Origin of the sequence: Amycolatopsis sp. WQ 127309, from assembly GCF_023023025.1 — a bacterium.
In the GTDB taxonomy this organism is placed as follows: Bacteria; Actinomycetota; Actinomycetes; order Mycobacteriales; family Pseudonocardiaceae; genus Amycolatopsis.
Genome location: NZ_CP095481.1, coordinates 6,967,701 through 6,980,888 on the forward strand (window position 1 = coordinate 6,967,701; position 13,188 = coordinate 6,980,888).

The window sequence follows — 13,188 nt, forward strand, 5'->3', positions numbered from 1 at the left end:
GATCACTCCTTCCGGTGAATGTGGTCGGCCTGCATCCGCAGCAGCACCCGGTCGCCTTCCGCCGGGCGGATCTCCGGCTTGCCGGTCCACTTGGTGAACGTGGTGCGGGCCAGTGCGAGCGCCGCCTCGCCGCGTTCGACGTCCACGATCCGGCCGCGGACCTCGATGTAGCGGCGGCTGTTTTCGGGGTCCAGCAGCAGGATCGTCACCCGCGGGTCGCCGACGACGTTGCGGTACTTCTGCCGCGAGGTGTTGGTGCCGACCAGGATGTGCCGTTCGTCCGAGTGCGGCCACACGGCACTGGTCTGCGGCTGGCCGCCCGGCATGAGGGTGGTGAAGATGCCGAGGCTGCGCGCGGCCGCGAGCGCGCGGACGTCGTCATCGAGCACCGGCGGCCACCGTCCCGCGCCGGACCTGGGGCAGCACTTCGGCGGCGATCAGCTCCGTGGCGCCTTGCACGGTGGCATAAGGGATCCCGCCGATGTCGACCGACAGCAGGTGCAGGTCGTGGCCCCACAGCTGCCGCAGCCGGCCCAGCTTGTCGACGACCTCGGCCGGGCTGCCGCAGAGCGCGGGGCCGGTGGGGCCGATGTGGCCGTCGAAGTCCAGGGGCCCGTCCTTGCGGGCGCTGAGGTAGCTCTCGATGTACGTCGACCACAACGCCCGCGCCTCCTGGGACGTCTTGGCCACGAACGCGTGGCTCGCCGCGCCCAGCCGGCCTGGCTCGCCGCCCCGGCGCTCGCGCCACTGGTCGCGGTAGGCGTCGAAGAACGGCACGAACGCGGCCGGCTCCCGGGCCGTGGTGCCGAACACCATGGGCAGGCCGTGGCCGACGGCCAGCGCGATCGAGTCGGGGTTGGTGCCGCCGCTGATCCACAGCGGCGGCCGGGGCTGCGCGAGCCGGGGCTGCACCAGGACGTCGTCCAGCGGCGGCCGGAACTCGCCCCGCCAGGTGACCCGCTCCTCGGTCCACAACCGTTGCAGCAGTTCGAGGTTCTCCCGCTTGCGGGCGCCCTTGGTCGCCGGGGCCTGGTCGAACACCGCGTACGGTTCGGGGAAGAACGAGCCGCCGACGATCATCTCCAGGCGGCCGTCGGACAGCAGGTCGACCACCGCGTAGTCCTCGGCGACGAGGACCGGGTCGCGGTTGGCCACCAGCGTCGTGCCCGTCGCCAGGCGGATCGTCGAGGTGTTCTCCGCGATCGCGGCCAGCACGACCGCGGGCGACGGGATCACGTCCCGGTCCCGGAAGTGGTGCTCACCCACGGTGTACCAGGCGTACCCGAGGTCCTCGGCCTCCTTGGCCGCGCGGACCACGTCCCGGAGCCGCTGGCGCTGGCTGAGGGTGGTGCCGGTGCGGACGTCGGGCAGCAGGCTGCCGAACGTGATCAGCCCTAGGTCCATGATGCTTCTTCCTCCGTGATGCCGGGAACGGCGTCGAGCAGGCTCTGGGTGTACGGGTGCCGGGCCGCGGTGAAGACGTCTTCGGTGGCGCCGGTCTCCACGATCCGGCCGTGCCGCATGACCGCGATCCGGTCGCAGACCTGCCGGACCACCGCCAGGTCGTGCGAGATGAACAGGTAGGACAGGCCCCGGTCCCGCTGCAGCGTGACGAGCAGGTCGAGGATCTGCGCCTGGACGGTGACGTCGAGGGCGGAAACCGGCTCGTCGCAGACGACCAGCTCCGGGTTCAGCGACAACGCGCGGGCGATGGCGACCCGCTGCCGCTGGCCGCCGGACAGTTCGGCGGCCTTGCGCGCCGCGGTCGCCGCCGGCAGCGCCACGCTGTCCAGGAGCTCGGTGACACCCGGGCCGTCGGTGATGCCGAAGTTGCGCAGCGGCTCGGTCAGCAGGTCCCGCACGGTGAACCGGGGGTTCAAGGAGGCGTACGGGTTCTGGTAGATCAGCTGGATCCGGCGGTGCAGCTGCCGGAGCCGGCGCCGGTCCGCCGCGGTGACGTCGACGTCGTCCAGCCGCACGCGCCCGGCGGTCGGGCGTTCCAGCCCCACCACGAGCCGGGCCGTGGTGGTCTTGCCCGAGCCCGATTCGCCGACCAGACCGAGGCTCTGGCCCCGCCGGATTTCGAAGCTCACGTCGTCCACGGCGGTGCGGTGCTGCTTGCGCAACCCGCTGCCGCGGACCGGGAACGTCTTGCTCAGCTCGCGAACCTCCAGCAGCACCTCCGATCGCTCGACGGCGCGCGCCCTCGGCCGGGCGGTGGCGGGGTTGTCGGAGAGCAGCCGTCGGGTGTACGGATCACCCGGCGCGTGCAGGACCTGCTCGGTCGGGCCGGCTTCGACCACCTGCGCGTTCCGCATCACGACGATCCGCTGCGCTCGCTCGGCGGCCACCGCCAGGTCGTGCGTCACCAGCAGGATCGCGGTGCCGGTGGTTCTCGCCAGGTGCTCCAGGTGGTCGAGGATCTGGCGCTGCACCGTGACGTCCAGTGCCGACGTGGGCTCGTCGGCGACGAGCAGCCGCGGCCGGGCGGCCGTCGCCATCGCGATCAGCACCCGTTGCCGCATCCCGCCGGACAGTTCGTGCGGGTACTGCCGGGCGCGGACCGCCGGTTCGGGCAGCCCGGCCTCGGCCAGCAGCTCCGTCACCCGCGGGCCGCCCGGCAGCCCGTGCACCTTCAGCACCTCGGCGACCTGGCGGCCGACCGGCTGCGTCGGATCCAGCGCGACGCCGGGGTCCTGCGGCACCAGGCCGACGCGGCGGCCGCGGACCGACCGCCACGCCTTCGCCGACAGCCCGACGAGCTCTTCGCCGTCGAGCCGGATGCTGCCGCCCAGCACCTTTCCCGTGCCGGGCAGCAGGCCGATGATGGCGTGCGCCAAGGTGCTCTTGCCCGAACCGGACTCGCCGACCACCGCGGTGATCCGGCCGGGTTCCAGGTCCAGGCTGACGCCGTCGACCGCGACGTGGTCCCGGTAGGCGACCCGGAGGCCGTCGATGCTCAGCAGCGTCATGCGTGGCTCCGTTCCCGTTCGAGGACCCGGGAGATCCGGTTGGCCGCCAGCACGACGGCCATCACCGTCAAGCCCGGCAGGGTGGTCAGCCACCAGGCGATCCCCAGGTAGTTGCGGCCGTCGGAGACCAGTGATCCCCACTCGGGAGCCGGTGGCGGCTGGCCGTAGCCCAGGAAGCTCAGCGAGGAGACACCCAGCACCACCAGCCCGAAGTCCAGCGCCGCCAGCGCGAGCACCGGGCCGATCGCGGCCGGCAGCACGTACTTCGGCAGGACCTGCCACCACCGCGCCCCGCACAGCACCGCTGCCTCCACGTAGACGGCGGTCCGCACCCGGATCACCTCGGCCCGCATCAGCCGGGTGAACGCGGCGATGCTGGTGAGGCCCACCGCCACCGCCACGTTCACCGTGCCGAAGCCGAGCGCGCTGATCACCAGCAACGACAGCAGCACCGGCGGGATCGACAGCAGCACCTCGACCACCCGCGTGACGACGACGTCCAGCCAACCGCCGAAATACCCCGCGGCCAGCCCCAGCACCGCACCGGCCACGAAGGCCAGCACGATCGCGATCAGCGCGGCCTGCAACGACAGCGCGGCGCCGTGGACCACCCGGGCGTAGACGTCCCGCCCGAGCTGGTCGGTGCCGAACAGGTGCGCCCAACCGGGGCCCTGGAACTTCTCGCCGGTGGCGCCGTCGATCGGGTCGCGGCCGGTGAACAGGCCGGGTGCGAGCGCCCAGCCGATGACCAGGACCAGCACCAGGACCGACACCACGAAGCCCGGCCGCCTCATCGGGCCACCACCGCCGGTCCGGTGGACCGGATCCGCGGGTCCAGCACCGGGCACAGCAGATCCACCACCAGGTTCACCGCCACGAAGGCGATCGACGCCACGACCACGACGCCCTGCACGACCGGCAGGTCCTGGGTGGTGACCGCGAAGAAGATGTCCTGTCCCATGCCGGGCCGGGAAAACACGCTCTCCACCACGACGGATCCGCCGATGACGTACCCGGCCAGCAGGCCGACGACGGTGATCGCGGGAATGGCGGCGTTGCGCAGGCCGTGCCCGAGCACGACTCGCAGCTCGCTCGCGCCGGTCGCGCGGATCGTGTCGGCGTAGGGTTCCCGCACCGTGGCGTGCAGGCTCTTGCTCAGGACCTGCCCGACCAGGGCGGCACCGGGGATCGCCAGCGTGGAGGCGGGCAGCACGAGGCCGGCGAAACCGGCGCCGCCCAGTGACGGGAAGAGCTTCAGGTTCAGCGAGAACAGCTGGATCAGCATCAGCCCGACCCAGAACGATGGCATGGACACGGCGATCGACGGCACGGACCGCAGCACCTGGCGGCCGAGCGGGCTGCGCACCAGGTTGGCCGACACGGCCAGCGCCGTGCCGGCCACCAGGGACAGGACCAGCGCCGCCGCTCCGAGCTGCAGCGTGCGGGGTAGCGCCGCCGAGATCATCCCGGACACCGGCAGCCCGGTTTGGATGGACTGCCCGAAGTCGCCGTGCACCGCACCGGCCAGGGCCCGGGCGTACTGCTCGACGATCGGCCCGTCGAAGCCCAGTTCCGCGGAGACGCGGGCGATGTCCTGCGGGGAAGCGGCTTCGCCACCACCGCGGCCGTTGAGCATGAGCGCCACCGGATCACCCGGCAGCAGGCGGATCGCGACGAAGGTGACGGTGAACGCCGCCCACACCACGAAGACCGCCTGCGCGAGGCGTCCCAGCAGGTACCTGGGCACGGTGTCACCCGAGCCTCGCGTCGTGCAGCCGCAGCCGCAGTGACGCGTCGAGCGTCAGGTCCTTGACCTGGTCGGACACGCCGTCGACGAGAGCGTTCTCGTACAGCGGGACGCTGTCGGCGTGGTCGATGATCCAGTTCACCGCGTTCGTGACCGCCTGCTGGCGCTCGGCGTCCGAGCCCGCGGCCAGCTGCTGCTCGAGGTAGGTGTCGAGCTGGCTGGGCGGCAGGTGCCAGAGGTTCTGTCCCTTGCTGTAGAAGAGGTTGCGCAGCACGTCCGGGTCGGCACGGGTGACGGCGACCGCGGTCAGGTCGAAGTTGCCGGCGGACTGCTGTTCGACGTACTTGGCCGGGGGCACGGCGTTCAGCTTCAGCTCGACGCCGATCTTGCGCAGCTGCTGCTGCACCGCCTCGTCCGCCTGCGGCATCGGGGCCGGGATCAGCCAGGTGAGGCTCAGCCGCTTGCCGTCCTTGACGCGGAACCCGTCCGGGCCCGGCGCCCAGCCCGCCTCGTCCAGGAGCTTCCCGGACGCCTGCGGGTCGTACCGCAGTTTGTCCGTGGGCTGGTAGAAGGGCGTCGAGGAGGACAGCACGCTGGTCGCGGGCTTGGCGCGGCTGCCGAGCACGGCCTTGACCAGCTCTTCGCGGTCGATCCCGGTCAGCAGCGCGGCGCGCACGCGTTCGTCGGCGAGGATGCCCTTGTGGTTGAGGGAAAGGGGGTTGACGGCACCGGGGGAGGAGGCGCTGAGCAGGCTGAACCCGTTGCCCTGGAACAGGTCCTGGTCGGTCGGCTGGATAGCGGTGCCGAGCTGGACCTGGCCGGAGCGCAGCGCCGTCGTCCGGGCGCCGTCCTCGGGCACGAAGGCGAACCGGATCTGCTCCAGCGCGGCCGCGCCGTGGTTCGGCGACAGCGACGACGGCCAGGCGTAGTCCGGCCGCTTCTTGATGACCACTTCCTGGTTGGCGGTGTAGTGGTCGAGTACGTACGGCCCGGAACCGACGTAGTCGCCGCGGCACCGGGCGGGCAGCGGTTTCTTCGCCGTCGCGGTGGACAGGATGCCGAGGCCGGCGCCCGAGGTGGCCTGCAGGAACTGGGCGTTGGGCGTCGTGAAGTCCACGGTGAAGGTGCGTGGATCGATGATCGTGGTGCCGGTGTAGCCGCGGATGTAGGCGGGCGCGCCGTTGGCCGGCAGCTTGATCAGCTGGTCGAAGGTGGCCTTGACGGCGGCCGAGTCGACCGGCGTGCCGTCGCTGAACGTGACGCCTTGGCGGAGCACGAACTTGAACTTGCGGCCGCCGTCCAGCGCGGTGAACTGCTCGGCCAGCCAGGGCACGATCTTGCCGGTCTTCGGGTCCTGGTCGGTGAGTGTGTCGACGAGGGAGCGGGAGACGTCCATCGACACCAGCTGGCCGGTTTGCTGCGGGTCCAGGCAGGTCGGGTCCGCTTGGGTGGCGATCGACAGCGTGCCGCCGGTGGCGGCCTGGCTCGGGGCGCAGGCGGCCGCGGCGGCCAGGATGAGGGCTGTCCCCAGGATTCGGGCGGTGCGCATCGGCAGGCCTCACGGTGGAAGAGGGGGCCGAGGAAACTCGGCGATGGGAGCGGTCTGAGGTAAAGTACAACGTGTATGGCAATTAAGGCGGGGGATCGTGATGGTGTCCCGGAGGATGGGAGCGGCCTTGACAGGACAAACCACGAGCGCGCCGCGTCGCCGCACCCAGAAGCGCCGGTCGATCCTCGACGGGGCGTTGCTGGTGTTCGGGCGCGTCGGCTACCTCGGCGCGAGCATCGACATGATCGCCGCGGAAGCCGACGTCTCGACCAGGACCATCTACAACCACTTCGAGAACAAGGAACAGCTGTTCGCCACCGTGCTGCTGGAGAGCTCGACCCGGGTCGCCGTCACCCGGGAAGCGCTCATCGAGCGGCACCTGGGCGCGGTGACCGACCTGGAGAGCGCCCTGATCGCGCTGGCGAAGGAATGGGTCCGCCCCAACCCGGACTTCGAGGACCACTTCCGCGTCGTGCGGCGGCTGCGAGGGGAGACGGACCGCTTCCCTCGCGAGCTCGTGGAGAGCTGGCAGGAAGCCGGGCCGTTCCGGGCCCGCCGCGCCCTGGCCGCCCGGATGGCCGGCCTCGCCGAGCGTGGCCTGCTCGCGGTGCGCGATCCCGAGCTCACCGCCCAGCAGTTCATGGCGCTCATCACCGACACCACCGTCAGCCGCGCCGAGTTCAGCGCGACCGCCCTCGAATCGGAGATCGACCGCATCGCCCGCGCCGGCGTGCACACCTTCATCTACGGCCACCTGCCGAGAAAGGCTTGATCACCCGTCAGCCCGTGGTGTGAAGCAGGGCTGCCGCGCGGTGGTCTCGCTGTCGGCCCACCCGTTCGGCTCAGGAATCCGATGGAGGCCGGGCTGCCAGGACGTTGATCGAGCGGCAGCGAGCCAAGGCCGCGGGGTCCGGGTTCACGCCGATGACGCATGGCCGGACATGCGCCTCGCAGGTTCGCCGCGCGAACACCGTGTTAGTGCCGACGTCAGCTGGTGATCGTGAGCGGGTTGCTCGGAAAACGGCTGTCGAGGAGCGTCTGCAGCAGGTCCGGTAGCTCGGCAGGCAGGAGTTTGTCCTGGCATTCCGACAGCGCGACGGCCGACCACCAGCGGCGCTCGATGTGGCCGGCGCGTTCGTTGGCGGTGTGCCGGAGGGCGACCTGCGGCGCGGTCCGGTCGGTGCGGGCGAGGTAGACGTGGTCGAGGCGGTGGTGCTCGCGGCCGCGGTAGGTGAAGCGGCTTTCGCGGGTCCAGAGCTTGCGGCCGACCTCGTCCAGGACGAGGCCGGTCTCCTCGGCGATTTCGCGGCGGGCGGTGGCCTCGAGCTTCTCGCCGGGGTCTTGGCCGCCGCCGGGGAGTTCCCACCAGTGGTGGCCTGGGTCGTCGGGTCGCGGGCGTGGATGAGCAGGACCTCGTCGTCGGGGTTGAGGAGCAGGACGCGGGCGCCGACCCGCAGGGCCGGGGTCGCTGGTGACGGTCATCCGGTGGGTCCTCGTGCTCGGCAGCTCGGTGGCGGCCGGGCACGAGCACCCTGGTTCAGAAGAGCGTTGCCTCGCGGTCCGTGGCCGGGTTGGACGTTATCAGCGTCGGTTGCACGGCGAGGCCCGAGTCGATCCATAGCGTCGGCGTTTCGTGGCGCTGGCTGTGAACGTTTGAGCAACGCGTCAGGTGTAGGAGGGGATACAGGAGACGGCCGAGGCCCGTTGGTGATGAGCTGGCGCCCAAGTGTGCTGACCTGCTCCGACGGCGGTGGCTTATCGATCGCGCCAAGCGAGCGGGGACAGGCTGACGGCTGCCTCGGCGACGCGCCTGGCGGTCTCGGTCGTGAGGCCTTTCTGCGCGGAGTCGATCCACCCGGCGACGCGGCGGACTCCGATGTCCTGGTACTCGATGGCCTGCAGCAGCATCTCGAGCTTGTCAGCGTCCTTGGCGCATCGCGCCTCCGGCGTCTGCCGAGACTCAAATTCGTCGACCGCCGCGCGGACGAGGTCTCGGGAGGTGTCCGGGAGGGCGGCGGTCTGGTCGGCGGTGATGTCGCGTGGCTCGGGTTTGCTCATGTACTTGGTCGCGGTGTGCGGGATGTCCCCGGTGCGGGTTTCCTGGGTGTCGTGCCAGAGCGCCAGGAACGCGGCGCGTTCGGGGTTGGCGCCTTCCTCAGCGGCGAGCAGTGCCGCGATCTGGGCGGTTCGAAGGCTGTGTTCGGCGACCGATTCGGGGTCGCGGACGCCGGCGTGCCACCACCCGGTACGGCGGATGCGCTTGAGCAAGCCGAGTTCGTAGCCGAACGCGGCGAGGGCGGCGGGCTCGTCTGGCATGAAAGTGTTCTCCCTAGCGGTCGGCGAGACGAAGAGCGTAGTGAAGCCCTGCAACCTGATCGCGCCCAGCGCGGGTCAGCGCTTCTCCGGACGTCAGGATGTCCAATGCCTCGGCCAGGGCGCCGCGAGCAGCAGACTGCCCGGCCAGCAGGGCAGGGCGGCTGGCCACGAGCGTGTGCACGGTCTGCAGGTTCAGCGGTAAGTGCGGTGAGGTCGGAGCGAGCCGGTTCACCAGGTGTTCGAACAGTCGGACACCGGACCAGGCTTTCGTGTCGCCGTCAGCCATGAAGGCGTCGTCGGTCTGGTCGTCTCCGAGTTCGCCGATCCAGTGCGCCCAGTAGTTGAGGTTCGCCAGCTCGGCGCGGGAATCGGTGGTGCGCGCGACGAAGTCGTGCAGATGGGAGGGATCGCCGGCGGAGGCGAGCGCGACTGAGGCCGAGCGGGCTTCGAGCAGGCTGGTCACGTCGGCGACCGGGCGGCGCCCCGCGCTTTGCCATTCCTGGCGCAGCCAGGCGGTGACCTGGTCGCGGTGGTCGAAGCCGAGCAGGTAGACCGCTTGCCGACGCAGCAGAGCCTCTCCCTGGTGCACGCCGCGTTCGGCGACGGTCATCAGATGATCGAAGAACCGGATTCGCGCCTCGGCGCCCAGCGTGGGACCGGGTGGGACGGGGCCGCGGCGAGGCACGTTCGAGGTGAACATCCCCAGCTCCGGCGGGAGATGTCCGGTGAAGGGCCAGGTGATCAGGTTGGTCAGCGTCTTGCGGTGCACGCTCGCGGCCAGCGGATGCAGGTCGGGGTCGACCCAGCCGCTGCTGGCGGTGATCCCGGTGGAGAGGACGAGGTCGGCCTCGAGTGCCGTACGCAGGTGCCGGCCGGTGGTGGCGGGCGCGCCGAGCCGGCGTACTCGGGCGCACAGGCGGACGAAATCGCCCGCGTTCATCGCGGCGAGCGGACGCCGGCCCGATTCCCAGCCTTGAATCGTGCTCACGTCCATCGCGAGGTGTTCGGCGAACCGCTCCTGTGTCAGCCCGGCTGTCTGGCGGGCGAGCTTGAGGACGTAGCCGGACACGACGCCGGTCGAGTGGGAACCCTGACTGCCGGTCAGTGTTGCCGATCCTCCGCCCACGGACGCTCCCCGGTCTGGCCGAACCGATCGGACCACACCCGCACTCGTGGTCCGTTCTTCGTGCTCACTGCTGATCGTAGCGTTACAACCCGCAGTGACACAGAAGTCTCTGAGCAGGCTAAACGCCATGGCGGCGCCCTTGCGCGGCAGCTACGACGGGGGAGAGGTGACGTTCCGTGACTCCGTTGATGTTCGTCCGGTTCCGTCGTGGCGTCGTGGGTGAGACGCGTCGGTCGGTGCACTTGGTGCCCGCCCCGGAGGACGGTCTCGCGACACAAGACATGGGCGAGCTGGTCGCCCTGTGCGGCCAGAAATTCCTGCCTAAACAGGCGGAGCTGCTACCGATGCCTGGGGGAGCACCGTGTCTGGAATGCACGATCAACTCACCGGGGCAGCGGCATGACGTCGGGCGTGCTCCCCGGCTTCGCGAGCTGATCACGTGATCCGGGACGGTGGCGAAACCGGGCGGTCGCCGCCCCGCGAGAATGCCGGAACCAACGCGAGAAGGGCCGAACGTGGCACACCCGACCATGATGCTCGACCACCCCGGATGGCTGCGCGACGACACCGGGCGAGCCCGGCGCGTCCTCCGCTCGGCCGGCGCGGTCTGGGCGGTGGTCTGCTCACCCGCACCCGAGCGCGGGCACCTGGTCGAGGTCGCACCGCTCGCCGGCGACACCGATGTCGCGCCGGTCGTGGACACGATCGATCCGCAGCTCCTGGTCGGCGATGCGGCGGTGTGCGATCCGCTGCGGGCTGTCGGCCCGGTCGCGCGGCTGCGGACCTGCGACGTCTGGGAAGCGCTCGGCACCGCGGTGACCCGGCAGGTCATCAAAGCCGCGAACGCACGCGAGAACTACCGCCGGTTCTGCGAAACCCACGGCGAGCGCTACGACACCGCGGCCGGCCCGGCGTGGCTGTTCCCTACGCCCGAGACGGTTCTCGCCCTGTCGGATGACGAGTTCGCTGCGCTGCGCATGACCTTCTTCCGTGATGGCCTGCGCTCCGCGGCCGAGGCGAGCCTCAAAGCGGCCGACGACTGGGCCGGCATGACGGGCGAGCAGCTCGTCGCCGCGGTGCAGGGCGTGCGTCGCATCGGCCCGTGGACGGCCGGCGCCACGGTCGCCGACGTCACCAACGACTACAGCCTCTATCCGTTCGCCGACCTCGCGGTGCGCACCTGGGCGGGCAAGCTCGCCCCGTCGGTCGACTGGCCGAAACCCGAACCCGATTTCGGGTGGTTGTGGCAGGCGATGGCCGGCGCGCAGCTGTCCGAGTGGACGCTGCTCACCCTCGCTTGGGGAGTTCGACATGCAACCGGAGTTGCGATCTGAGCTGATCGCCGGTGCCGACCGGACACGCGACATCGACGCCCTGTTCGTCAACGCGCCGTTGCGCGACTACGACGAACGTCCGCGGGTGAACGACTTCACGCTGCCTGTGCTCGGCATGGCCTACATCGCCACCTACGCGGCCGCCGCTCAGGGCTTCAACGTCGGCGTCCTCGACGCCGAGGCGCACGGCCTCGGCGTCGAACGCACGGCCCGACTGGTCAACGCGGCCGCGCCGCGATGGGTCGGGTTCAACCTGCTGGCCCCGACCTACGAGATCACCGCACGGATCGCCGAGCGGCTCGACCGCGACATCATGCTCATGCTCGGCGGGCACCAGGCCAAAGCCATGCCGGCCGACATCCTGTGCGACCGGCGGATGAGCCGATGCGAAGCCCTGGTGATCGGGGAGGGCGAGACGAGGGTCGCTGCCCTGCTCGACGATCACCGGCGGCGAACCGAGCTGCCCGGGGTGATGTGGCTCGACCCGATCCTGCACACCCCGGTCACAGGTGGGATCGGCCTGAAGAACGGGCACCACCTCGCGCCGGACATCAACGGGTTGCCGTTCGTCGATCGCCGCTACCTCGCGCAGGACCCGCGTCCTGACGCCAGCCGGATCGAGGCGAACATGGTCGGCGCCCGCGGCTGCCCCTACGACTGCTCGTTCTGCGGCGCTGCGGTCTCGGCGAACCCGGACGTCACCATCCGGACCCGCGCACCGCACAACATCCTCGACGAGATGGACCAGCTCCGCGGCGTCGGCGTGAACGCCTTCCGGTTCGTCGACGACCTGTTCCTCGGCGTCCCACGCGTCATCAAGCAGATGATGACCGCGTTCACCGCGGACCACGTCGGCGATTGGGCGCGGTGGGACGCCACCGGCCGGATCAACGTCCTGTACCGCACGAGCGACGCCATGCTCGACACCCTCGCCGTGAACGGGCTACGCGAGGTCGCGCTCGGCGTCGAGTCCGGCAACGCGCGGATGCTCAAGCGGATCGACAAGCGCATCACCCCGGACATGGCGCGCACGGTGGTGCGGCGGCTCGTCGAGCGCGGCATCAACGTCAAGGGCTATTTCATCCTGGGGTTCCCGACCGAGACGTGCGCCGAGATCGACGACACCGTGCGGCTCGTTCACGACCTGTGGGACATCACCGACAAGTATCCGGGCCGGTTCCGGGCCTCGGCGTTCGAGTACCGCCCGTATCCCGGTACGCCCGACTGGGCTGAGCTGATGAAGACCGGCCGGTACACCGCCGGGCAACTCCTCAACTACACCGCCGTGGACCTCACCTCGGATGGTATCGACGAGTCGATGCGCGAACGCGACGAGTTCAACTTCTCGGTCAACATCCAGTTGAGTGACGCGCCGATCGACTACGTGAGGCGCAACCTGGTCACAGTCTCGCGCACGCAGTTCGACCGGAAGGCGGCCGCGTGATCAACCGCGGAGTGTTCGTCACTCTCGACGGCCCGGCAGGCGTCGGCAAGACCACGACCACCCGGATCCTGCGCGAGTTCCTGGACCGGCGCGGATACCCGGTGCACGCGACGACACAGCCGTCGCACGGCGTGCTCGGCGAGACCGCTCGGCACCGCACGGACACCTACCGCGGGTACACCCTCGCCTGCCTGGTCGCCGCCGACCGGTACCACCACCTCGAGCGGGAAGTGCGCCCTCAGCTCGAGGCCGGGTTCATCGTCATCTGCGACCGGTACGTCGCCTCGTCCTACGTGCTGCAACGCATGGACGGCGTGCCGCTGGCCTTCGTCGACGCGATCAACTCGGCGGCCGACCGGCCGGACCTCGCGGTCATCTTGCAGGCGCCACCCGAGGTAACCTCGGCGCGGGTCGCCGCCCGCGGGGCGCACAACCGGTTCCACACCGGCGAGGGCAGCAGCCGCCGAGAAAGCGAACTGTACGAGGAGGCGGCGGAACAGCTCGCGCGTCGGGGGTATCCGGTGCTCACCGTTGACACGGCCGGGGCGTCGCCCGCGCAGGTCGCGACCTACCTCACGAACCGAATCGCCGAGCTGGTGGCGGATCCCGCCGGCGAAGTGGCCTCGGCGTAACCTGCCCTGCGAACCTGCGGACGTCCGTGGGTTCGCAGGACCAGAACCGCCACCCGTGAGGACCTTGC

General features: G+C 70.5%; 13 protein-coding genes. 4 read left to right on the forward strand and 9 right to left on the reverse strand.

Translation table 11 applies throughout. The features are described from left to right. Window positions 1-2: 2 nt before the first annotated feature. Genes MUY22_RS31515 through MUY22_RS31540 form a run of 6 tightly spaced genes read right to left on the reverse strand, consistent with a single transcriptional unit; the run spans window position 3 to window position 6,268 of the window. Window positions 3-389 carry a TIGR03618 family F420-dependent PPOX class oxidoreductase gene (locus MUY22_RS31515; RefSeq protein ID WP_247050657.1) on the reverse strand — a complete coding sequence of 129 codons (387 nt, stop codon included), beginning with the start codon at window positions 387-389 and terminating at the stop codon, window positions 3-5. Beyond that, entirely contained in the window at window positions 379-1,404 is a 1,026-nt protein-coding gene (locus MUY22_RS31520; protein WP_247050659.1) for an LLM class flavin-dependent oxidoreductase, read from the reverse strand. The genes MUY22_RS31515 and MUY22_RS31520 overlap by 11 nt, the downstream gene beginning before the upstream one ends. Beyond that, window positions 1,395-2,972, reverse strand: coding sequence for an ABC transporter ATP-binding protein (locus tag MUY22_RS31525; RefSeq protein WP_247050660.1), 1,578 nt, complete (start codon window positions 2,970-2,972; stop codon window positions 1,395-1,397). Before MUY22_RS31525 ends, MUY22_RS31520 begins: the two co-directional genes overlap by 10 nt. After that, window positions 2,969-3,766 (reverse strand): ABC transporter permease, encoded by a 798-nt coding sequence (locus tag MUY22_RS31530; protein WP_247050662.1) that lies wholly within the window; start codon window positions 3,764-3,766, stop codon window positions 2,969-2,971. Before MUY22_RS31530 ends, MUY22_RS31525 begins: the two co-directional genes overlap by 4 nt. Beyond that, window positions 3,763-4,719, reverse strand: a complete 957-nt coding sequence (locus MUY22_RS31535) for an ABC transporter permease (protein WP_247050664.1) — start codon at window positions 4,717-4,719, stop codon at window positions 3,763-3,765. Before MUY22_RS31535 ends, MUY22_RS31530 begins: the two co-directional genes overlap by 4 nt. Window positions 4,720-4,723: 4 nt before the next feature. Next, a complete protein-coding gene (locus MUY22_RS31540) occupies window positions 4,724-6,268 on the reverse strand; it encodes an ABC transporter substrate-binding protein (protein ID WP_247050666.1) in 1,545 nt (514 codons plus the stop codon). Window positions 6,269-6,395: 127 nt separating this feature from the next. Here MUY22_RS31540 and MUY22_RS31545 point away from each other — a divergent pair, with 127 nt between their 5' ends. Then, window positions 6,396-7,040 carry a TetR/AcrR family transcriptional regulator gene (locus tag MUY22_RS31545; RefSeq protein WP_247050668.1) on the forward strand — a complete coding sequence of 215 codons (645 nt, stop codon included), beginning with the start codon at window positions 6,396-6,398 and terminating at the stop codon, window positions 7,038-7,040. Between the two features lie 215 nt (window positions 7,041-7,255). Here MUY22_RS31545 and MUY22_RS31550 read toward each other — a convergent pair whose 3' ends face one another. From MUY22_RS31550 to MUY22_RS31560, 3 genes are all read right to left on the reverse strand, one after another. Continuing rightward, window positions 7,256-7,750 (reverse strand): NUDIX domain-containing protein, encoded by a 495-nt coding sequence (locus tag MUY22_RS31550; protein ID WP_247050669.1) that lies wholly within the window; start codon window positions 7,748-7,750, stop codon window positions 7,256-7,258. 273 nt (window positions 7,751-8,023) lie between these two features. Continuing rightward, window positions 8,024-8,584 (reverse strand): HD family hydrolase, encoded by a 561-nt coding sequence (locus tag MUY22_RS31555; protein ID WP_247050671.1) that lies wholly within the window; start codon window positions 8,582-8,584, stop codon window positions 8,024-8,026. 13 nt (window positions 8,585-8,597) lie between these two features. Next, a complete protein-coding gene (locus MUY22_RS31560; RefSeq protein WP_247050673.1) occupies window positions 8,598-9,710 on the reverse strand; it encodes a helix-turn-helix transcriptional regulator in 1,113 nt (370 codons plus the stop codon). A 530-nt stretch (window positions 9,711-10,240) separates the two neighbouring features. Between MUY22_RS31560 and MUY22_RS31565 the strand changes: the two genes are divergently transcribed. Genes MUY22_RS31565 through tmk form a run of 3 tightly spaced genes read left to right on the forward strand, consistent with a single transcriptional unit; the run spans window position 10,241 to window position 13,120 of the window. Continuing rightward, entirely contained in the window at window positions 10,241-11,044 is an 804-nt protein-coding gene (locus MUY22_RS31565; RefSeq protein ID WP_247050674.1) for a hypothetical protein, read from the forward strand. Then, on the forward strand, window positions 11,022-12,488 hold the full coding sequence (locus MUY22_RS31570; RefSeq protein WP_247050676.1) for a B12-binding domain-containing radical SAM protein: 1,467 nt from the start codon (window positions 11,022-11,024) through the stop codon (window positions 12,486-12,488). The genes MUY22_RS31565 and MUY22_RS31570 overlap by 23 nt, the downstream gene beginning before the upstream one ends. Further along, a complete protein-coding gene (tmk, locus tag MUY22_RS31575) occupies window positions 12,485-13,120 on the forward strand; it encodes a dTMP kinase (RefSeq protein ID WP_247050678.1) in 636 nt (211 codons plus the stop codon). Before MUY22_RS31570 ends, tmk begins: the two co-directional genes overlap by 4 nt. Window positions 13,121-13,188 lie beyond the last annotated feature (68 nt).

What these genes read in the sequence shown, in the direction of transcription:
- MUY22_RS31565 (WP_247050674.1), top strand. Translation starts at nt 10,241, where the DNA reads ATGATGCTCGACCACCCCGGATGGCTGCGCGACGACACCGGGCGAGCC.
- MUY22_RS31555 (WP_247050671.1), bottom strand. Translation starts at nt 8,584, where the DNA reads ATGCCAGACGAGCCCGCCGCCCTCGCCGCGTTCGGCTACGAACTCGGC.
- MUY22_RS31520 (WP_247050659.1), bottom strand. Translation starts at nt 1,404, where the DNA reads ATGGACCTAGGGCTGATCACGTTCGGCAGCCTGCTGCCCGACGTCCGC.
- MUY22_RS31530 (WP_247050662.1), bottom strand. Translation starts at nt 3,766, where the DNA reads ATGAGGCGGCCGGGCTTCGTGGTGTCGGTCCTGGTGCTGGTCCTGGTC.
- MUY22_RS31525 (WP_247050660.1), bottom strand. Translation starts at nt 2,972, where the DNA reads ATGACGCTGCTGAGCATCGACGGCCTCCGGGTCGCCTACCGGGACCAC.
- MUY22_RS31570 (WP_247050676.1), top strand. Translation starts at nt 11,022, where the DNA reads ATGCAACCGGAGTTGCGATCTGAGCTGATCGCCGGTGCCGACCGGACA.
- MUY22_RS31540 (WP_247050666.1), bottom strand. Translation starts at nt 6,268, where the DNA reads ATGCGCACCGCCCGAATCCTGGGGACAGCCCTCATCCTGGCCGCCGCG.
- MUY22_RS31550 (WP_247050669.1), bottom strand. Translation starts at nt 7,750, where the DNA reads ATGACCGTCACCAGCGACCCCGGCCCTGCGGGTCGGCGCCCGCGTCCT.